This window comes from Caulobacter sp. CCNWLW153 (assembly GCF_036889365.1).
GTDB lineage: Bacteria > Pseudomonadota > Alphaproteobacteria > Caulobacterales > Caulobacteraceae > Caulobacter > Caulobacter radicis.
Map to the genome: position 1 here is coordinate 118,492 of NZ_JBAKFV010000004.1, position 20,830 is coordinate 139,321.

Annotated in this window: 15 protein-coding genes and 1 tRNA gene; 10 read left to right on the forward strand and 6 right to left on the reverse strand. The window is 68.7% G+C overall.

Annotated elements, in window-relative coordinates; translation table 11 throughout:
* Positions 1 to 210 precede the first annotated feature (210 nt).
* Positions 211 to 301, reverse strand: a tRNA-Ser gene (locus tag V6S85_RS08130).
* A gap of 140 nt (positions 302 to 441) precedes the next feature.
* Here V6S85_RS08130 and hfsE point away from each other — a divergent pair.
* From hfsE to hfsH, 4 genes are read left to right on the forward strand one after another with little or no spacing between them, the layout of a single operon-like run.
* Positions 442 to 1,890, forward strand: coding sequence for a polysaccharide biosynthesis protein HfsE (gene hfsE / locus V6S85_RS08135; RefSeq protein ID WP_334348633.1), 1,449 nt, complete (start codon positions 442 to 444; stop codon positions 1,888 to 1,890).
* 2 nt (positions 1,891 to 1,892) lie between these two features.
* On the forward strand, positions 1,893 to 3,332 hold the full coding sequence (gene hfsF / locus V6S85_RS08140) for a polysaccharide biosynthesis protein HfsF (protein WP_116569980.1): 1,440 nt from the start codon (positions 1,893 to 1,895) through the stop codon (positions 3,330 to 3,332).
* Complete coding sequence (gene hfsG / locus V6S85_RS08145) at positions 3,329 to 4,258, forward strand: polysaccharide biosynthesis protein HfsG (protein ID WP_334348634.1); 930 nt, start codon at positions 3,329 to 3,331, stop codon at positions 4,256 to 4,258. Before hfsF ends, hfsG begins: the two co-directional genes overlap by 4 nt.
* Complete coding sequence (gene hfsH, locus V6S85_RS08150; protein WP_442885649.1) at positions 4,258 to 5,040, forward strand: oligosaccharide deacetylase HfsH; 783 nt, start codon at positions 4,258 to 4,260, stop codon at positions 5,038 to 5,040. Before hfsG ends, hfsH begins: the two co-directional genes overlap by 1 nt.
* Positions 5,041 to 5,118: 78 nt before the next feature.
* Here the strand turns inward: hfsH and V6S85_RS08155 are convergent, their stop codons facing one another.
* From V6S85_RS08155 to V6S85_RS08165, 3 genes are all read right to left on the reverse strand, one after another.
* Positions 5,119 to 5,469 (reverse strand): hypothetical protein, encoded by a 351-nt coding sequence (locus V6S85_RS08155; protein WP_334348635.1) that lies wholly within the window; start codon positions 5,467 to 5,469, stop codon positions 5,119 to 5,121.
* A gap of 30 nt (positions 5,470 to 5,499) precedes the next feature.
* Positions 5,500 to 6,180 carry a DUF882 domain-containing protein gene (locus V6S85_RS08160; protein WP_334348636.1) on the reverse strand — a complete coding sequence of 227 codons (681 nt, stop codon included), beginning with the start codon at positions 6,178 to 6,180 and terminating at the stop codon, positions 5,500 to 5,502.
* A gap of 233 nt (positions 6,181 to 6,413) precedes the next feature.
* The gene (locus tag V6S85_RS08165) at positions 6,414 to 7,850 is read right to left on the reverse strand and encodes a L,D-transpeptidase family protein (protein WP_334348775.1); all 1,437 of its coding nucleotides are present in this window, start codon (positions 7,848 to 7,850) and stop codon (positions 6,414 to 6,416) included.
* Between the two features lie 270 nt (positions 7,851 to 8,120).
* On the opposite strand from V6S85_RS08165, the gene V6S85_RS08170 reads away from it, so the two are divergent.
* The 6 genes from V6S85_RS08170 (at position 8,121) to ku (ending at position 16,525) form a co-directional block, all read left to right on the forward strand.
* A complete protein-coding gene (locus V6S85_RS08170; protein WP_116569984.1) occupies positions 8,121 to 9,185 on the forward strand; it encodes a glycosyltransferase family 4 protein in 1,065 nt (354 codons plus the stop codon).
* 111 nt (positions 9,186 to 9,296) lie between these two features.
* Positions 9,297 to 11,450 (forward strand): amylo-alpha-1,6-glucosidase, encoded by a 2,154-nt coding sequence (locus tag V6S85_RS08175; RefSeq protein ID WP_334348638.1) that lies wholly within the window; start codon positions 9,297 to 9,299, stop codon positions 11,448 to 11,450.
* Positions 11,451 to 11,481: 31 nt separating this feature from the next.
* On the forward strand, positions 11,482 to 13,278 hold the full coding sequence (locus tag V6S85_RS08180; protein ID WP_334348639.1) for a glycoside hydrolase family 15 protein: 1,797 nt from the start codon (positions 11,482 to 11,484) through the stop codon (positions 13,276 to 13,278).
* A gap of 133 nt (positions 13,279 to 13,411) precedes the next feature.
* Positions 13,412 to 14,206, forward strand: a complete 795-nt coding sequence (gene otsB / locus V6S85_RS08185) for a trehalose-phosphatase (RefSeq protein ID WP_116569987.1) — start codon at positions 13,412 to 13,414, stop codon at positions 14,204 to 14,206.
* Complete coding sequence (gene otsA / locus V6S85_RS08190; protein ID WP_116569988.1) at positions 14,203 to 15,660, forward strand: alpha,alpha-trehalose-phosphate synthase (UDP-forming); 1,458 nt, start codon at positions 14,203 to 14,205, stop codon at positions 15,658 to 15,660. The genes otsB and otsA overlap by 4 nt, the downstream gene beginning before the upstream one ends.
* Before the next feature lie 13 nt (positions 15,661 to 15,673).
* Entirely contained in the window at positions 15,674 to 16,525 is an 852-nt protein-coding gene (ku, locus tag V6S85_RS08195) for a non-homologous end joining protein Ku (RefSeq protein ID WP_334348640.1), read from the forward strand.
* On the opposite strand, the gene V6S85_RS08200 is transcribed toward ku, so the two are convergent.
* On the reverse strand, positions 16,522 to 17,835 hold the full coding sequence (locus tag V6S85_RS08200) for an MFS transporter (protein WP_334348641.1): 1,314 nt from the start codon (positions 17,833 to 17,835) through the stop codon (positions 16,522 to 16,524). The genes ku and V6S85_RS08200 overlap by 4 nt on opposite strands.
* Positions 17,836 to 17,919: 84 nt before the next feature.
* On the reverse strand, positions 17,920 to 20,466 hold the full coding sequence (locus V6S85_RS08205) for a TonB-dependent receptor (protein WP_334348642.1): 2,547 nt from the start codon (positions 20,464 to 20,466) through the stop codon (positions 17,920 to 17,922).
* Between the last annotated feature and the right edge of the window lie 364 nt (positions 20,467 to 20,830).

Genomic DNA, 20,830 nt, shown 5'->3' on the forward strand with positions numbered 1-20,830 from the left:
GGTCCTGCTTCCGAACCGCATGCGGTTCGGAAGCAAGCGCAGGGGCGACAAGCGACATCCCGTCGACAAGCACTGACGGAGCCCTTCCACTGGAAGGCATTTCCTAGAAATTACAATATGTTGATGGGCATTATCGTTGCCTGAACGCCAGACATGGCAAAGCGCGCCGACGGCGCCGTCGGGCGAAAATTGCTGCTTCTGGAAGGGGGATGGCGGAGACGGAGGGATTCGAACCCTCGATACCCTTTTGAGGTATGCCGCTTTAGCAAAGCGGTGCCTTCAGCCTCTCGGCCACGTCTCCTCCTGAGAGGGAGCGGTTCGATAGCCTGTTCGCTGGCGAATGACAATCGAGGCGTGAAGGAAAATCGCGTTAACGCGACGCTCAGACGGCCACGCTAGGTTGAACCTCGTTCTCCAGTGCGCAGAAGCCCAAGAGCGATCATGAGTTCCGCCCTCGCCCGCCCAGCGGACGCAAGCCATGCTTCGGACGCCGCACGCAGCCGGCGCGGACCGTTCCGACCGGAACGCCTGACCCCGGCGCGCGCCCGGGTGCAGATCCAGAACCTGACTCGCGCCTTCCGCGTCGCCGATGCGGTTCTCGCCGTCGCCCTCGCCTTCTGGATCGCCCGCAGCGGCGGCCTCGTCGCCCCGCTCGTGGGCGCAGGGGTGCTGCTGGTCGCCCTGCACGGGCTGGAAGCCTACGCTTTTGCTCACCGCGAGCCGCTGATCCGCCACCTGCTGCGCGTCGGCTCGGCCATCGGCGCCTCGGCGATCGCCGTGCAGGTCGTTGTCCTGACCCCGCTGTCGCCGGGCGCGCACGCCGTGACCGGCTGGCTGCTGGCCGCCCTGCCCGCGTTCCTGGCGCTGCACGCGACCTGGTGGGCCGTGGTCCGCCATGGCCGCCGCATCGGCAAGCTGACGCCCAACATCGTGCTGGTCGGCGCCACCACCAACGCCGAGCGGCTGATCGCCGCGGCCCTGCGCACTGGCGAGGTCAACGTGCTGGGCGTGTTCGACGACCGCGCCGCCCGCGCCCCCGAGGCCGTGCTGGGCGTGCCGGTGCTGGGCGACACCAAGGCCCTGGTCGACCACCGCATCATGCCCTTCGTCGACCGCGTGGTGATCGCCGTCGAATCCACCGCCCAGGCCCGCGTCGGCCAGTTGGTCGAGCGGCTGTCGGAGCTGCCCAACCCCGTCAGCATGATCGTCGACGTCGGCGGCGACGCCGATCGCGACGCTGCCCTGTCGCATCTGGCCGATCTGTCGGGCGCGCCGACCGACGCCCGTCGGGCGATGGCCAAGCGGCTGCAAGACCTGGCGGTCGCCGGGGTCGGCCTCGTGGTGGCCGCGCCGGTGATGCTGGGCGTGGCCCTGGCGGTGAAGCTGGACAGCCCAGGCCCGATCTTCTTCCGCCAGCGCCGCCACGGCTTCAACAACGAAGCGATCCTGGTCTGGAAGTTCCGCTCGATGCGGCACGACATGGCCGACGCCAAGGCCGCGCGCCAGGTCAGCGTCGGTGACGACCGCGTGACCCGCGTCGGCAAGTTCATCCGCCGCACCAGCCTCGACGAACTGCCGCAGCTGTTCAACGTGCTGGCCGGCGAGATGTCGATGGTCGGCCCGCGCCCGCACGCCATCGGCATGATGACCGGCGACGTGGAGTCGGCCAAGCTGGTGGCCACCTACGCCCATCGCCACCGCATGAAGCCCGGCGTCACCGGCTGGGCGGCCATCAAGGGCTCGCGCGGGGCGGTCGACACGCCCGAGCTGGTGCGCCAGCGCGTGGCCTACGACGTCGAATATATCGAGCGCCAGTCGTTCTGGCTGGACCTCTACGTGATCCTGATGACCGTCCCCTGCCTTCTGGGCGACAAGACCGCCGTGCGCTGACCATGTTCTGGCGCGGCGTCCTGGGCTACCTGCCCGTCAACATCGCCCAGGGGGTCGTCGGCCTCCTGACGATCGTGCTGTTCACGCAGATCCTGTCCCCGGCCGAGTACGGGATCTACGCGCTGGCGTTCTCGGTGCTGAGCCTGACCCAGACGGCGTTCCTGACCTGGACCGAGGCGGCCATGGCCCGCTTCCTGGCCCGCGCCGACGAGGACGGCCGCCTGCCCGACCATTTCGCCACGCTCTATCGGCTGTGGATCCTGATGGCCCTGGCGATCCCGGTCGTCGCCGCCGTGGCGCTGCGGTTCTGGCCCATGGCCCCGGCCCTGAAGGTCGCCGTCGCCGCCGCCTTCGCCGCCGCCGCGGTCAAGAGCCTGGCCAAGATGTCCCAGGAGCGCCGCCGCGCCGCCGGCGAGGTGTCGGGCGCGGCCCTGCTGGACGTGATCCAGACGGTCGGCGGCTTCGCCCTGGGCCTGGTGCTGGCCCTGGTGGGCCTGGGCGGCGCGGCGCCGATCCTGGGCACAGGCGGGGTCGCCCTGCTGTGCCTGGTGTTCGTGCTGCCGACCGACCTGAAGCGCCTCAAGGGCGGGACGTTCGACAGGGCGATGGCCAAGACCTACGCCGCCTACGGCGTGCCGGTGGCGTTCTCGCTGATCCTGGCCCTGGTGCTGTCGACCACCGACCGTTTCCTGCTGGCCGCCTTCCTCGACGAGAGCGCGGTCGGCGTCTACCACGCCGGCTATTCGCTGGGCTCGCGCACGCTGGACGTGGTGTTCATCTGGCTGGGCATGGCCGGTGGTCCTGCCATGGTCGCGGCTCTGGAGCGCGGCGGCCGGCCGGCGCTGGAGGAAAGCGCCCGCGAGCAGGCCGACTTCATGGTGCTGCTGACCCTGCCCGCGGCCGTGGGCCTGGCGCTGGTCGCCCGGCCGCTGACCGAGGTGATGATCGGCCCGGCCCTGCGCGAGGGCGCAGCGGGCGTGACGCCGTGGATCGCCGCTAGCGGCTGGCTGTCAGGCGTGACCACCTACTACCTGCTTCAGGCCTTCACGCTTGGCCGGCGTACGACGATGCTGAGCGCCTGCATGGCGATCCCGGCCGGCGCCAACCTCGTGCTGAACCTGATCCTGATCCCGCGGTTCGGCCTTTCCGGCGCGCTGTGGGCCACCACCGCCAGCTACGCCCTCGGCGCGATCGCCGCCGGGGTGCTGGGCCGCCGGGCCTGCGCCCTGCCGATCCCCTGGGAGGCCCTGGCCAGGACGGGCCTGGCCTGCGCCCTGATGGCGGCCGTGGTGCTGGCCCTGCCCGACATCGGCGGCCTGTTCGAACTGATCCTCAAGGCCGGCCTGGGAGCGGCGACCTTCGGCGGCGCGGCCCTGCTGCTCGACGCCGGCGGCGCCCGCGCGAGGCTTGCCGTTCTCACCCGCAGGTTCCGCACCGCATGACCGCCCCGATCACAGAAACCGTCACCGACAACGCCGCGTGGAGCACGGCCGCCCCGCGCCTGTCGGTGCTGATCCCCACCTTCCGCGACGACCCGACGGCCCTGCTGCGCGCGCTTGATGGAAAAGACGACAAGGTCGAGATCGTCGTGCTGGACGACGGCGGCGGCGACGAGGCCCTGGCCGCGCGGATCGGCAAGCTGGTCGCGGGCCTCAAGCGCCCCGCCCGCTTCGTGCGGCTGTCGCGCAACGCCGGCCGCGCCCAGGGCCGCAACCGCCTGGCCGCCCACGCCCGTGGCCGGCACCTTCTGTTCCTCGACAGCGACATGCTGCCCGATCCCAAGGACTTCCTGGCCCGCTGGCTGGCGGTGGCGGGCGATGACGCGCCGGTGGCCTTCGGCGGCTTCACCCTCGACCAGACCCCCATCCGGCCCGAGCACGCCCTGCACCGGGCCATGGCGCTGAAGAGCGACTGCACGCCCGCGCCGCAGCGCGCCCAGGCGCCCGAGAAGCACGTCTTCACCTCCAACCTCCTTGTGCGTCGCGACGTCTTCGAGACCATCGCCTTCGACGAAGGCTTCGCCGGCTGGGGCTGGGAGGACGTCGAATGGGCCATGCGGGTCGCCCGCGCCCACCCGATCCTGCACGTCGACAACACCGCCACGCACCTGGGTCTCGATCCCGCGCCGGTGATGGCCGCCAAGTACGAGCAGTCGGCCGCCAACTTCGCCCGCGTGGTGGCCGCCCACCGCGACGTGGTCAGCGCCTATCCCAGCTACAAGGTCGCCAAGGCCCTGAAGGCGGTTCCGCTGCGCGGGACCTGGCGGCCGTGGCTCAAGGCCATCGCCCTGGCCGAGAACCTGCCCACCCCGCTTCGCGCCTTTTCCATGCGGCTCTACCGGGCCGCCCTCTATTCGGACGCCGTGTGATGACCGCTATCGAGCAGACCTACGAGAAGGTGGACGCCTACGAGCCGGACCGCTCGCTGAAGGGCAAGGTCCGCCGTCGGCTGATCCGCCTGCAGCATCGCCGTCCCGCGCGGGTGAAGCTCACGCGGCCGATGGTGTCGTTCAGCTTCGACGACGCGCCGGCCACCGCCTGCGAGGCCGGGGCCCGGGTGCTGGAAAGCCGGGGCTTTCGCGGCACCTACTATTTCGCCGCCGGCCTGACCGGGCGCGACGGGCCCATGGGCCGCTACGCCACCGGCGAGGACGCCGCCCGCCTGCACGCGGCCGGCCACGAGATCGGCTGCCACACCTTCAGCCACCTCGACTGCGGCCAGGCGACGACGCAGGTCGCCCTGGCCGACGTGGCGCAGAACACCGACGCCCTGGCCGCGTGGGGCGTGGGGAACGCCGTCAGCTTCGCCTATCCGTACGGTGACGTGGCCGCCCCGGCCAAGACGGCCCTGGCCGGCCGCTTCAAGACGCTGAGGGCTCTGCACCACGGCCTGATCGCCAATGGCGCCGACCTCAACCAGGCGCCGGCCGTCGGCATCGAGGGCGAGGACGGCGAGGCGACGGCGCTGCACTGGCTGGACAAGGCCCACCGTCGAAAGGCCTGGCTGATCCTCTACACCCACGACGTGGCCGAGCAGCCGTCGGCCTGGGGCTGTACTGTGCAGGCGCTGGAACGGCTGGTCGACGGCGCGGTCAACGCCGGCTTCGACGTGGTGACCGTGGCGGAAGGGTCGCGGCGGATCGGGCTCTGAGGTCCCTTCTCCCATAGGGAGAAGGTGGCGGCGTAGCCGATCGCCTGGGCCCCACCCTCACCCTCTGGGAGAGGGAAACTACTGGCGCGTCCTGGACGTCATGCCAGCCGCAGCCGCGTCGTCGGCCATCTGCGGGTCGATCTCGGGCGCGGGCTTGGGCGTGGCGGGCGGCGCCTCGACGACCGGCGGCTTTTCGGGTTCCGGCGCGACAGGGGCCGGAGCGGCCTGGGCGGCGGGCGTGCGGACGGTCGCCGCGCTGGCCGCGTCGTCGGCCGTGGTGCGGACCTCGGCGCCCTCTTCGTAGCCGGAGCTCTCGAAACCGACCCCGGCGCTGACCACCAGGATCACGCCCAGGGCGGCGACCGCCCCGACGACGAAACCCAGGACGATCCATCCCAAAGGATTGCCGCGACGTTCGGCCTTGGCCATCTGGAGCTCCCTAAGGGGAAGACTCCGATCCTAGGAGCCGACCCAGCGTCGGACCGCGCCGACATCCACGTGAACGAAATTGCTGACGGGATAGTACCCGACACCGCCCTGCTTCAGATCGAGGGCCGCGGTCCTCAGCCGATCCAGGGAGACATCCTCCAGATAGAGATCGATGGCCTTGCCGTCCATGTGCAGGCTGCGTTTGGCGACTTCACCGCTGCGCGCGTGCAACATCGCGTTGGTCTTGGGCGAGCGATAGCCGGAGATGATCTGGAAGTGCGACTTGCTCTCGGTGCGCGCCGCCAGGCCCGCCATGATGTCGTAAAGCTTCGGGTTCATCTCCGAGACGTCGCCGGTGCGATAGTCGCGCAGCACCTTGTCGAGGGCCTGGACCGCGTCGGGCACGTACTCGCCCTTCTCGAAATAGACGGCTTCGAGCTTCTCCTGGGTGTGCACGTTGTGCAGCTTCACCCAGCGCGGTTCGGCGGAAATGATGCGTTTCGGCTCGGCGACGGGAACCGGCGCTTCGGGAAGGCCGTTCTCAGGCATGCCCTCGGCCGCATTGCCCAGGTCGCCCTGCTTCATCAGCAGGTCGGCGATGGGATCGGCCCCGGGGCCGAACTTGGACTGTGCGAAGGCCGCCATCGGCCCGACCGCACTGGCGCCCAGCACACCCAGGCCAAGGCCCAGGAGCTTGCGTCGTTCGATCATAGATACGCTTTCCCGACTGACCGCGTCAGGCCGCCTAAGAGGCCGCCGACGCTTACTTGGAACACGATAAACTTTCCCGATCGGAAAGGCTTACGCACCAAAAGAGGCCTGACGAGGGCCGTCGGGTCAAGCCGGGCCAATGGACGCGCGGCCGCCGAAAGCCTGAGCATTCACCGCTGCGGCCACGCTTCAAGTGCTGCAAAGACAGCGGCTTGACCGCTCGGGCGAGGCGCTCAGACGGCCTTGGATGCGGCGATACGCTGCACCAGGGCCTTGTCCCAGCCGTACGGATCGTCGCGGAAATTCACCTGCCCGTCCGGGGTCACGTAGGCGGTCCAGTAGAGCAGATAGACGGCCATCGGCTTGGGCAGCTGGGCGCGCACGGTCTTGCCCGAGGCGATGGTGGCGTCGACGTTCTCGGCCGTCCATTCGGCGCTGCCGTCGAGCAGCTGCTTGGCCAGAGGGATCGGTTTTTCCAGGCGCACGCAGCCGTGGCTGGCCAGGCGGCTGTAGCTGGCGAACTTCGCGCGCGACGGGGTGTCGTGCAGGTAGACGCCGTAGGGGTTGTTGAAGTCGAACTTCACCAGGCCCAGGGCGGCCTTGTCGCCGGCCTTCTGCTGAAGGCGCGTGCCGCCGCCCTCTGTCGGGATGACGATGAAGTCGTTGCGGGCCAGGTAGCCGGGATTGGCGCGCTCCTTGGGCCACAGCTCCTTGGTGGCGATGGAGCTGGGTACGTTCCAGGGCGGGTTCAGCACGATCGAGTGGATCTGCGACTGCAACATCGGCGTCTCGTCGCCCGGACGACCGGTGACGGCGCGCATGGTCAGGGTCGGGGCGTCGTGGTGGAAGACGCTCATCACCGCGGCGGCGATATTGACCTGGATGCGGTCGGCCGGCAGCTCTTCCGGCAGCCAGCGCCAGCGCTCCATGTTGGCGACGATCTGGTCGATGCGCAGTTGAACCGGCACGTTCAGCGCCGCCAGCGTGCCCTTGCCCAGCACGCCGTCCGGATTGAGGCCGAAGCGCTTCTGGGCGCGCATCAGCGCCTGTTGCAGGGCCTCGTCGAACACCGGGGCCTTGTCGACGGCGATGGTCGGATCCTCGACGGCCAGGCGGGCCTCTAGCTGGGCGATGCGCGGATCGCCCTTGTCGCCCAGCTTCAGCGGCGGACCTTCGGGGATCACCGCCCAGCCGCCCTTGGCGGCGAGGTCGCGATAGACCACCAGGCCCTTCTGCAGGGTCTGGTAGCCGGTATAGGGCGGCGAGAGGTCTTCCAGCCAGCCGGCCAGGCGGTCGTTCTGCACGGCGGCGGCGAAGCCGGGGGCCGGATCATAGGCGGCGGGACGCAGGCCCCAGTTGCCGTCGAAATCGGCGGGCGCCAGCCGGCCGCTATGTACGGCCTTGGCGTAGCGCATGGTCAGGGCCACCAGTTGGGCGACGCCGGCCTGGCGGTCGGCGCCGTTGCGCGAGTCCAGCAGGGCCAGGGCGCGGTCGGGCGCGAAGACGCCGGGCTCGAAGCCGTGCGAGGGCGCGTCGTTCAGCGCCTTGACCAGCAGGTCGATCTGGTCGGCGCGCAGGGCCGGCGGCGCGGGCACGGCCACGGGCGCCTGCTGCGGCGCGCGTGGCGGCCGAACCTGAGCTTGAGCGAGAACGGCCGGGGCCGCCGACATCCACAGGGCCGCCCCGAGAAGGACGGTCGAAACTTTCAGGCTCTGGCTCACCGTCGACGGGTCTCGCACGCACGTTGCGCGCGGCCCCTCCGCGCGCTTCCCAAATGGCAATTCCGCGTCGGGGTCGTCAACGCGAGTATCGTGAAAGCCCAACGGCCAAGGTCGTCATTTGGTTCTTTCTCACGTTGCGGAACCTTAACGCCACACTCGCGGTTTGCAGTTCGACGACGGCGCCTTTGCGCCACAATCGTCCTTGTCAGGACAGCCAGAATGAGAATCGCCCAGGTTCCGCCCCTGTACGAAGCCGTGCCGCCACGGTTTTACGGGGGCACAGAACGGGTGGTCGCGCACCTGACGGACGCGCTTGTCGACCTCGGCCATGAGGTCACCCTGTTCGCCTCCGCCGAAGCCAAGACCAAGGCCGACCTCGTGGTCGTCCGCGACCAGGCCATCCGCCTGGATCCCGCCCCGCTGAAATCCGACCTCGCCGCGCACATCGCCATGCTGGCCGAGGTGCGCCGCCGCGCCGACGAGTTCGACGTCATCCACTTCCATACCGACATGCTCCACTTCCCGCTGTTCGAGGGCATGGCGCAGAAGACCCTGACCACCCTGCACGGGCGGCTGGACCTGAAGGACCTGCCGGGCGTCTACCGCCGCTGGCCTCAGTTTCCGCTGGTGTCGATCTCCGACAGCCAGCGCGCGCCCCTGCCCTTCGCCAACTGGGCCGGGACGGTGCTGCACGGCATGTGCGCCGAGATCTACGAATATCATCCGAAGTCAGAGGGTTACCTGGCCTTCCTCGGACGGATCTCGCCCGAGAAGGGCCCCGAGCGGGCGATCGCCATCGCCAAGCGCCTGGGTCGCAAGCTGAAGATCGCCGCCAAGGTCGACGCCGCCGACCGCGAATACTTCCACACCGTCGTCGAGCCGCTGCTGGACCATCCGCTGGTCGAGTTCGTGGGCGAGATCGGCGACGCCGAGAAGTCGGCTTTCCTGGGCGGCGCGGACGCCCTGCTCTTCCCCATCGCCTGGCCCGAGCCGTTCGGCCTGGTGATGATCGAGGCCATGGCCTGCGGCACGCCGGTGATCGCCTACCAGTGGGGTTCGGTGCCCGAGGTGATCGAGGAAGGCGTCACCGGCTTCATCGTCGACGACGAGGACGAGGCCGTGGCCGCGCTTCGCCGCCTGCCCGACCTGTCGCGCCAGGCCGTGCGCGAACGGTTCGAGACCCGGTTCTCGGCCCACGCCATGGCCCGCCGCTATCTCGACCTCTACACGCGCCTGGACGAGGCGGCCCAGCCGCCGCGCCTGACCCTGGCCCAGAGCGCGTGACCTAAAGGCGGCCAAACCTCGCCGGGTTGAGGCCGCATTGTAGCTTTCAAGTTCAGCGACCGCGCCTCCCCTGGCGCGGCCGCTGATCGCGTTTAGACAAGGGGCATCGAGATGGACGATCTGGCGCCGACCCCGGTGACGGCGGGCGAGCAGGGAGAGACCGGCGAACCGCGCGTGCCCTACCGGCTGTTCGCCCTGAAGGACCGCGACACCTTCCTGGTGGCGGACGCCTTCGGCGACGTGCTGGGCGCGGCCGATGGCCTGTTTCACGACGACACCCGCCTGCTGTCGCGCCTGCGGCTGCTGATCGGCGGTCGGCCGCCGGCCCTGCTGAGCGCCAGCGTCTCGCAGGACAACGTCTTCTTCACCTCGCACTCGACCAACCAGACCCTGCCGTCGCTGGGCGGCGCCTCGGCGCCTCACGGTGCGATCCATGTCGAGCGCAAGCGCTTCTTGTGGTGCGAGCGGCTCTACGAGCGCCTGCGGTTCGTGAACTACAGCCGCGACATGGTCATCCTGCCGGTGGCCCTGGAGTACGACGCCGATTTCCACGACATGTTCGAGGTGCGCGGCTCCAAGCGCAAGGCCAGGGGCCGGGTGCTGCCGGCCGAACTGAACGGCCGCTCGGTCCACTTCGCCTATCAGGGCCTGGACGAGCTGCGTCGCGACAGCGTCATCGCCTTCTCCGAACCGCCCGGCCGCCTGACGCCGCAGCGGGCCGAGTTCATGTTCATGCTGACGCCGGAGACCCATTTCGACCTCTATCTCGAGGTCGGGCCGGTTCCGGATCATCCGCCGACCCGCGAGCGCTGGCGCGCCGCCGCCGCCCGGGCCCGCCTGGACATGCGCGGCCGTCGCCGGCGCGGAGCGCGGCTGAAGAGTTCGGGGCGCCTGTTCAACGACTGGCTGGAAAAGTCGCGGGCGGATCTCGCCCTGCTGACCACCGAGTTCGAGACCGGCCCCTATCCCTATGCCGGCATCCCCTGGTTCTCGACCCCGTTCGGCCGCGACGCGATCATCACCGCCTGGCAGGTGCTGTGGATCGAGCCCCGGCTGGCCAAGGGGGTGCTGGGCTACCTCGCCGAGCACCAGGCCGAGGAGGTCAGCGCCTTCCGCGACAGCGCGCCGGGCAAGATCATGCACGAGACCCGCAAGGGCGAGATGACGAGGCTCGGCGAGCTGCCCTTCGGCCGCTACTACGGCGGGGTCGACACCACGCCGCTGTTCGTGGCCCTGGCCTGCGCCTATGCCGAGCGGACCGGCGACCTGGCCTTCATCGACGGGCTGTGGGACGCCCTGCGGGCGGCCGTGGCCTGGATCGAGCAGTTCGGCGACAGCGACGGCGACGGCCTGATCGACTACGCCCGCGGCGCCGACACCGGCCTCTCCAACCAGAACTGGAAGGACAGCGAGGACAGCGTCTTCCATGCCGACGGCAAGTTCCCCGACGGGCCGATCGCCGTGGTCGAGGTGCAGGGCTACGCCTTCGCCGCCTTCAAGGGCATGGCCGACCTGGCCCGTCGCCGGGGCGAGACCGCCGACGCCGAGCGCTGGAGCGCCAAGGCCGAGCATCTGCGGACCATGGTCGAGGAGCGGTTCTGGATGGAGGACAAAGGGTTCTACGCCATGGCCGTCGACGGTCACGGCAAGCCCTGCCGCGTGCGCGGCTCCAATCCGGGCCACCTGCTATTCTGCGGCCTGCCCTCGCCCGAGCGCGCGGCCAAGGTGGCCGACACCCTGCTGTCGGCGGCGTTCAACAACGGCTTTGGCGTGCGGACCCTGGCCGAGGGCGAGCCGCGCTTCAATCCGATGAGCTATCACAACGGCTCGGTCTGGCCGCACGACACGGCCATCTGCGCCATGGGCCTGGCCCGCTACGGCCACCGCGACGGGGTGGTGCGCATGACCTCGGGCCTGTTCGAAACCGCCGCCCACTACGAGATGCGCCTGCCGGAGCTGTTCTGCGGCTTCCCCCGCCAGCCGGGCGAGCCGCCGGTCGCCTATCCGGTGGCCTGCCTGCCCCAGGCCTGGGCCGCCGGCTCGGCCTTCATGATGCTGCAAGCCTGCCTGGGCATCACCGTCGACGGGTGGGCCGGCGAGATCCGGATCCAGGAGCCTCGCCTGCCGATCGGCATCGACAGCCTGTCGATCGAGAACCTGGGAGTGGGCGACCGGCTCACCGACCTGGCCTTCGAACATGTCGGCCGACACGTCACCGTCCAGGGTGGACGGCGCTCGACCGTGCCGATCCTGACCCGCTGCTGATTTCCCCAAAAGCGTAACAAGAACAAAGACCATGCCCCAGAACCTCGACCTGTTTCCGATCGGCAACTGCTCGGTCAGCGCCCTCATCGACCGCGACGGCCGCTTCGTATGGGGGTGCATGCCACGCATCGACTCCGACCCGGTGTTCAGCACCCTGCTGGGCGGGCTGGAGCCGCCGTTCGAGGGCGGCAAGGGCCTGTGGGACGTGGTCGTCGACGGGGCGGTCAAGGTCGAGCAGGCCTATCTGCGCAACACCCCGATCCTGCGCACCGTGGTCACCGACGCCGACGGGGCGAGCCTGGAGATCATCGACTTCGCGCCGCGCTTCCAGCAGTTCGGCCGGATCTATCGCCCCACCGCCTTCATCCGCCTGGTGAGGCCGATCAGCGGGGTGTGCCGCGCCACCATCCGCCTGCGCCCGACCGCCAACTGGGGCGGACGCCTGGCCGAGCACACCAACGGCTCCAACCACATCCGCTACCTGTGCTCGGACATGACGCTGCGGCTGACCACGGACTGCCCGGTCTCGCACATCCTGGAAGAGCGCACCTTCCGGGTGGAGCGGACCCTGGCGATGTTCCTCGGGGCCGACGAGGGCTTCGACGCCGACGTCGGCGCCACCTGCGCGCGGATGCTGCAACAGACCGAGGACTACTGGCTGAACTGGGTGCGGGGCCTGGCCGTGCCCCTGGACTGGCAGTCGGCGGTGATCCGCGCGGCCATCACCCTGAAGCTCTGCATGCACGAGGAGACCGGGGCGATCGTGGCGGCGATGACCACCTCGATCCCCGAGCACGCCAACAGCGGCCGCAACTGGGACTACCGCTACTGCTGGCTGCGCGACGCCTATTACGTGGTCCAGGCCCTGAACCGGCTGGGCGCGGCCGACATCCTGGAGAACTACCTCGCCTACCTGCGCAACATCGTCGACCGGGCGGCCGGCGGCCACATCCAGCCGCTTTTCGGGGTCGGCTACGAGCCGGCGCTGATCGAGCGCTTCGCCCCTGACCTGCCCGGCTATCGCGGCATGGGGCCGGTGCGGATCGGCAACCAGGCCTTCGAGCACCAGCAGCACGACGTCTACGGCCAGATCATCCTGTCCTCGACCCAGGCCTTCTTCGACGAGCGGCTGCTGCGACCGGGCACCATCGAGGACTTCAAGGCGCTGGAGCCGGTGGGCGAGCGGGCCTTCCAGCTGCACGACCAGCCCGACGCCAGCCTGTGGGAGTTCCGCGGCCGGGCCAATGTGCACACCTATTCGTCGGTGATGTGCTGGGCCGCCTGCGACCGCCTGGGCAACGTCGCCGAGAAGCTGGGCCTTACCGACCGCGCCAAGTTCTGGAACGACCGCGCGGCCAAGGTGCGCGAGGCGATCGACACCCGCGCCTGGAACGAGGCCCTGGGCCGGTTCGCGGCCACCTTCGGCGGCGAGGAGTTGGACGCCAGCCTGCTGCAGCTGGTGGACCTGCGCTTCATCGCCGCCGACGACCCGCGCAACAAGGCCACCGTGGCGGCCATCGAGGCGGGCCTGCGCAAGGGCAGCTACCTGCTGCGCTACGCCCTGCCCGACGACTTCGGCACGCCGCAGACGGCCTTCAACATCTGCACCTTCTGGCTGGTCGAGGCGCTCTATCTCGAAGGCCGGGTCGAGGAAGCCCGGTCCCTGTTCCAGGAAATGCTCGACCGCCGCACCTCAGCGGGCCTGCTCTCGGAGGACATCGGTTTCGAGGACGGCGAGCTTTGGGGCAACTACCCGCAGACCTATTCGTTGGTAGGTCTGATCAACTGCGCGGCGCTGCTCAGCAGGCCCTGGACTTCGGTACGCTGAAGCTGGGTCAACCCCTTCGGCCTCACGTTTTGGTCAGTCAAACGTGACCCCCCGATCGCTGTGTCGGGGGGATCGAACCGGGCCCCGGGGCGTTTTTGACGGCTGAGTTCCATAGTGAAAGGGGCCTAACTGCATGACCACGTACGGGTCTGCCGCTCGGCTTGCGTCGTCGGATCTTCCGCCGCCGCCCACCAGTATTCCTGCCAACTGCGCGCTGTTCCTCGACCTCGACGGTACGCTCGCGCCCATCATGCCGCGTCCCGACGACGTCGGCCCCGACGCCGCGCGCGCGGCGCTGATCGCGCGCCTGCGCGAAGCCTTCAACGACCGCGTGGCCGTGATCAGCGGCCGTTCGCTGGACGACCTTACCCGCATCCTGGGCGACGGCGCCCTGGCCTACATGGCCGGCGTCCACGGCCTGGAGCGTCGCACCCCCGAGGGCGTGTTCCGCGCCCAGCCCCACGAGGGCCTGGCCGAAGCGCGCGACGTGCTGGCCGATCTGGCCCGCTGCGATCGCGGCCTGATCTTCGAGGACAAGCACCTCAGCGTCGGCCTGCACTATCGCAACACCCCGTCGGCCGCCGACGCGGTGATCGAGGCCGCCGAGCGCCTGAAGCGCCAGACCGGCCTCGTCCTGCAACTGGGCGACATGGTCGCCGAACTGCGCACGCCCGGCCAGGACAAGGGCTCTTCGGTCGCCGCCCTGCTGCGCGAACCGGCCTTCGACGGCGCGCTGCCGATCTTCATCGGCGATGATTTGACCGACGAGGACGGCTTCGAGGCCGCCCGACGCCTGGGCGGCTACGGCGTGCTGGTGGGCCCCGAGCGGCCGAGCGCGGCGAGCTATCGCCTCGACGGTCCAGAGGCCGTTCACGCCTGGCTGGACGCCGCCGCCAGGTCGATTGCCGAAAGCGAGGTCGCGCGATGAGCCGCCTGATCGTCGTTTCGAACCGCGTCAACCCGCCGTCCGGCAAGGGCGAGGAAAGCGTCGGCGGCCTGGCCATGGCCCTGGCCGCGGCCCTGCGCGAATATTCAGGCATCTGGTTCGGCTGGAGCGGCAAGACCACGCCCGAGTTCACCGGCCAGCTGAACATGCAGCGCGTCGAGGGCGTGACGGTGGCCACGGTCGACCTCGAGGAAGGCGACTACCAGGAGTACTACAACGGCTACGCCAACAAGACGCTGTGGCCGCTGTTCCACTACCGCGTCGACCTGACGGCCTACGACCGCTCGTTCGGCGAGGGCTACGACCGGGTCAACAAGCGCTTCGCCGAGACCCTGCGCCCGCTGATCGAGCCGGACGACATCATCTGGGTGCACGACTATCACCTGATCCCGATGGCGCGGGAGCTGAGGCGGCTGGGCGTGACCAACCGCATCGGCTTCTTCCTGCACATCCCCTGGCCCGCCCACCAGCTGGTTGTCACCCTGCCCCGCCACCGGCCGCTGGTGGAGGCGATGTTCCACTATGACGTCATCGGCTTCCAGACCGAGGAGAACCTGCAGGCCTTCGAGGGCTACGTGCTCAACGAGGTCGGCGGCGAGAAGACCGAGGACGGCCGCCTGCGCGCCTTCGGCCAGATCACCGAGGCCGGGGCCTTCCCGATCGGCATCGACGCCGAGGACTTCGCCCGCATCACCAAGAGCCCGCGGGCCATGCGGGTCTATGACCGGATGGCGGCCCACAGCGTGTTCCGCAAGATGGTCGTGGGCGTAGACCGCCTGGACTATTCCAAGGGCCTGGAAGAGCGGCTGCTCGGCTTCGAGCGCTTCCTGCACGATCACGAGGAGGCGCGGCGCGAGGTGATGCTGCTGCAGATCGCCCCGCTGTCGCGCGACGAGGTCGAGGCCTACCAGGACATCCGCCATCGCCTGGACGGCCTGATCGGCCGGATCAACGGCGCCTATGCCGAGATGGACTTCACGCCGATCCGCTATCTCAACCGCTCCTACCGGCGCGACGAGCTGGCCGGGGTCTATCGCGCGGCCAAGGCGGCGCTGGTCACGCCCCTGCGCGACGGCATGAACCTGGTGGCCAAGGAGTACGTGGCCTCGCAGAACCCCGAGGATCCGGGCGTGCTGATCCTGTCGCGCTTCGCCGGCGCCGCGCGACAGATGAAGGAAGCGCTGATCATCAACCCCAACAGCCCCGAGGAGATCTCGGACGCGCTGAGCCGGGCGCTGGCCATGGACGAGGCCGAGCGCAAGCGCCGCTGGGAAGACCTGATGGACAACGTCACCCGCCAGGACGTGACCGCCTGGCGCGACGACTTCGTGGCGGCGCTGAAGGGCGATCCCACGGTCCAGGCGGCCAATACCGAGACGCCTGACGAGCCCGCGGTGACCACGATGAAGAAGGCGCTGGTGGGCGCCAAGAAGTAGGAGCGACACGCAGATGGCCCCGCGTCCCACATGGCAGGGCCATCTGCGGCTCTCGCTCGTCACCTGCCCGGTGGCGCTCTACACCGCCACCAACCCCGGCGGCGAGGTGCGCTTCAACCTGCTGCACCCCAAGACCCACAACCGCATCCGGATGGTGGCGACCGATCCCGACCTGGGGCCGGTCGAGCGCTCGGACCTCGTCAAGGGCTACGAGGTCGAGAAGGACCGCTACGTGATCGTCACGCCGGAAGAGATCGAGAGCGTGCGGCTGGAAAGCACCCGCACCATCGACATAGAGCGCTTCGTCGACGTGGCCGACATCGACCGCCTCTACTGGGACAATCCCTATTTCCTGGTCCCCGACGGCAAGCTGGCGGTCGAGGCCTATAGCGTGATCCGCGACGCCATGGCCGGCGCCCGGCGCATCGCGCTGGGCCGCGTCGTCATGCACACCCGCGAGCGCCTTTTGGCCATCGAGCCGCGCGGCAAGGGGCTGGTGGCCTACTCGCTGCGATCGTTCGACGAGGTGCGCGATCCGGCCGACCTGTTCGACGACATCCCGGCCAAGAAGGCCGATCCGTCGATGATCGCCATCGCCCGCAAGATCATTGAGCAGCAGGACGGCCCCTTCGAGCCCAAGGACTTCAAGGACCGCTACGAGGAGGCGCTGCGCGACCTCATCAAGCGCAAGGAGAAGGGCGGCAAGACCAAGGTGACCGCCGCGCCGGTCGACGACACCAACGTCGTCGACCTGATGGAAGCCCTGCGCAGGAGCCTGGGCGGCAAGGCCCCGGCCGCCAAGACGCCGGCGAAGAAGGCGGCTCCGAAGAAAGCCGCCTCCGCCAGGACCAAGAAGGCCTCCTAGGCCTCCTGCCCCACAGGGCTCTTGGCCTCCTTCAGCCGCAGATAGATGCAGCCGAAACCGACCGCCGCGTTGAGGATGCCGACCAGCACGAACGGCGAGGCCGGGCTGATCACGTCGAACAGCACGCCGCCCAGGGTGCCCAGCACCAGGATGCCGAAGGCGCCGCACAGGTTGAAGAAGCCGATCACGGCGCCCCTGCCCTCTTCCGGCGCTTCCTTGCCGATCAGGGCCTGGGAGCCGATGAAGGCGCTGATCTGGCCAACGCCCAGCAGCACGAACAGCGGCAGGGCCGCCTTGCTGAGCGGGTCGTCGATGAACATCGTCGCCAGGTAGCCGACCGCGCCCAGCAGCATGCAGGCCGCCAGGGCCGTCAGGCGGTGGGCCTTGTCGATCATCAGGGCGATGACCACCGGCCAAAGCAGCGCCGCCGACTGGGCGACGATGAACGGGATGCGGCCCTGGTCGAGGGCGTCGGCCAGGCTAGCGCCGTTCTCCAGCGCCGCCTTCTTGCCCCAGGCGATGGCGTAGGCGCCGACGATGGCGAGATCGCCCCGCGCCACGAAGGCCGAGGCATAGGCCAGGACAATGCGCGGATTGGACTTCGCGGCCGCGACGCCCACGCCCAGCTGTGCCGACAGCTTGGGCCGCTCCACGGTGCGGGCCGCCGCGCCCGGCTTGAGCCCCAGCCACATCACGGCGGCGGAGACCAGGCAGAGGGCCGCGGCGATGGCCAGCGCGGCCTGGCCGGCGGTCTTTTCGTCCATGCCCTGGCCGACGAACACGGCCGGCAGCTTGCCGATGGCCAAGGCAAGAATAACCACGCCCAGCCCGTTGAGGATGCCCGACAGGGCGACGATCTTGCCCCGGTCGCGGGCCTTCACATAGTCGGCCAGGATGGTCGACAGCATGCCGGTCGTGGCCCCGATGCCGATGGCGTAGACCACCTTGTAGAGCGACAGGTCCCAGATATTGGTGGCCAGCGGGAACAGCAGGTAGCCGGCCGCCGTGGCCAGGAAGCCGATGGCGTAGACCGCGCGGCGGCCCACCCGGTCGGCCAGGGCCCCGGCCAGGCCGAACACGAACAGCAGCGCCACCTCGTTGACGAGGTTCAGGATCCCCAGGACCGAGCCCTGGCGATCCAGCGGCACGCCGAGATTGGCGCTCAGCACGTAGGGCGTCATCACCGCGACCGTCGTGGCCAGGCCGATATTGACGAAGGCGGCATAGAGCGCGGTCCACATGTGGCCGGCGCGCACGCCAGGCTCGATCGCCAATATGCCGAACCGCTCGGGGTTCTTGGGCGCTGCCATCGGGAACTCCAGAAAACTTTGGGGGCAAGGAAAAGGCCCGGCGCGCAGGGGCGCCGGGCCTTGAAGGTCACGCGTTCAGAAAGATCAGAAGGTCTTGCTGATGCGGATCGAGGCGGCGCGCTTCTCGGGCAGAGAAACCACGTAGGAGCGCGGCGGAGTGTTGTTGTTCAGGTCGAAGAAGCCGAAGTCGGTCGCCGCGATGGCGTTCTTCGGGGTGTCGTCGTCGAACAGGTTGGTCACGGCCACGTCGATGCCCCACGACCCATCGGTGATCCCGGCCCGCAGATCCGAGACGAAGTAGCTCGGCAGCCAGGTCAGGTTGTTCTGGGTCATGTAGCGCTTGGACTGGTAGCGGCCCGACAGTTCGGCGGTCCACGACCAGTTCGACATCTTCGGCAGCTCGCCGGTGACCAGGGCCGAGACGTTCAAGCTGTGCTTGGGCGTCAGCGGAACGGCCTTGCCGGTGTAGTCGCCGCCAGTGGACTCGATCCGGTCGAAGTAACCGGGGGTCGGGACCTTGTAGTCGGTGAACTCGGCGTCGGTGTAGGTGTAGTTGCCGCTCAGCGTCAGCCAGTGCGCAGCCCGCCAGTCGCTGGTCAGGTCGATGCCCTTGCTTTCGCTTTCACCGGCGTTCTCGACCGACGGAACCGAGGTCCCGCCGAGCACCTTGGTGGTGCCGATCTGCTGGTTCTTGTAGCGGTTGAAGAAGATCGCCCCGTTCAGGACCAGGTCGCCGCCGAGGAACACGTTCTTCGAGCCGATTTCGAAGCTTTGCAGCTTCTCCGGCTTGAAGGTCGAGTCGACGCTGCCGCTGGTGCCGGTGGTGTCGACGCCGCCCGGCTTGAAGCCTTCGCCGTACGACGCGTAGACCGAGTTGCGCGAGGTGATCTTGTAGTTGGCCACGAAGTTCGGCGTGAAGGCGTCCGCGCGGACGGTCTTCTTGTCGATCTGGGTGGTCTTGGCCAGTTGGGCGTTGCGAGCGGCGACGGTGCCGGCCGGACCGGCGGCGCAACCCAGCTGTTGCAGACAGACCAGCTGCACGCCGAACAGGCGGTAGTACATCGGCTGGTACGGGCTGCCGCGATAGGCGACGCGTTCCTCGATGTAGCGACCGTCGAAGCGCAGGGTCAGGGCGTCGGTGACGTCGTATTCGACGCTGCCGGCCCAGGACAGCGAGTCCGTCTCGCGCGAGATCTTCAGCGGATAGTCCGCCGTGGCCTTCGCGGTCGTGGTCGGCGCCTGGAAGGCCCCGCTCGCCGTCGCGCCGCCGCCCATGAAGAGCGCCGTCAGGATGGTCAGGCGAGGATCGGAACCCTCACGCATCCAGAACTGGTCCTTGTTGATCTGGCTGGCGGTCTCATGGAAGTACAGGCCTTCCAACGAGGTCCGCAGCTTGCCGAAGTCCTTGCTCCAGCGCAGCGTCTGGCTCTGCTGCTTGGTGTCGAAGTCGTCGTCCAGCATAACCGAGAAGCCGATGGCCGGCAGGCCGCCGGTCGGCGCCACGGTCGAGTAGTTCAGGCCGTAGGCGCGCAGGAAGCCCAGGTACTGGTAGAGCGAGCCGTAGAACGGCGCCATGCCCGCATAGAGCGGCAGGACATTGCCGCTGAGGCTGTTGTTGGAGTTGTCGAAGTCCTGGACCTGGGTGGTCTCGCCGCGGGTGATGCCGGTCAGCGAGGTGAAGGTGCCCCAATCGCTTTCGTAGTTGACCTCGAACGAGGCGCGGGTCGCATCGGTGACCGTGCCCGTAAAGTCCTTGCCCGTGCGCGGATCCAGCGAGTAGGCGATGGTCTGGCTCTTGACCACCGCGGCGTCGCTGAGGTCGCCCTTGACCGTGAAGCCGGGGCGATTGTTGCTGGGATCGGTGACCGCGACGCCGAGATTGGCGGTGTTGGCCGTGCCGGTCAGCGGATTGACCGCCGTGATGTAGGCTCGGGCCATCTGGTCGTATTCTTCGTGCGAGCTCTGCACCCGGGCGAAGACGGTCAGCTTCTCGGTCGGCTTCATCAGCACGCTGAAGGCCGCGCCCTTGGCTTCACCGCCGCCGACGCGCTTGCCGCTGACGCTGTTGAGGTACTGGCCGTCGTTTTCCCAGGCCCCGGCGTTCAGGTTGATCGCCAGCTTGTCCTGCACCAGCGGGACCGAAACCGAGACCTTGCCCTCCTTCAGGCCGAAATCGCCGGCTTCCACGCTGAGCTTGCCCTCGAATTCGCCGAGGTTCGGACGCTTGGAGATGTAGTTGATCGCGCCCGAGAAGGCCGAACGACCGTAGAGCACGCTCTGCGGACCCTTCACGATCTCGATGCGCTCGGCGTCGACGAAGCGCAGGGAGGCCAGGGCGCCGCCGCCGGCGGTGGCGAAGGCTTCCGACGACGTGTCGACCCCATCCACCAGGATGGCCACGTTCGGACGACCGCGCACGGCTTGCACGCCGCGAATGGCCGGGCGCGTGTCGCTGGGCGTCAGGCCCTGGTCAAAAGTCAGACCGGCGGTCGATTGCGCCACACGGCTGATGTCGGAAATATTACGGCGTTCGATCGTCTCGGCCGACACGGCGTTGATGGTGATCGGAACGTCCTGCAGAGATTCAGACTTATTACGTGCCGTTACGGTGATCTCCCCAATCACCGTCATATCATCTGAAGTTGTCGTTTGCGCGAGGGCTTGCCCCGAACAAATCAGAAGCGTAAGAGCGCTCGCGCTCGCGCCATAGATACTCATTGCCGACTTGGTCATGACTCCCCTCTTCAAATCTTGACCACACCCCGCCGCGTTCCCCGCGACTGTTCCCCGACGGTCAAGATGATGGAGCCGGACCAATACAGGTCTTGCGATAAAGCGTTTGTCCGTCCATCGGATAGGAGTTCAGGAAAGTCCCGCCATGCTGACAGACGTAGCGCCCGCAACCAAGCCTCGGCAATCGCGCCGGATCGCCACCGAAGCAGCGATCGTAGAGGCGTTCGGGCGTCTTATGGAGCGCGGAAGCGTCCACGACGCG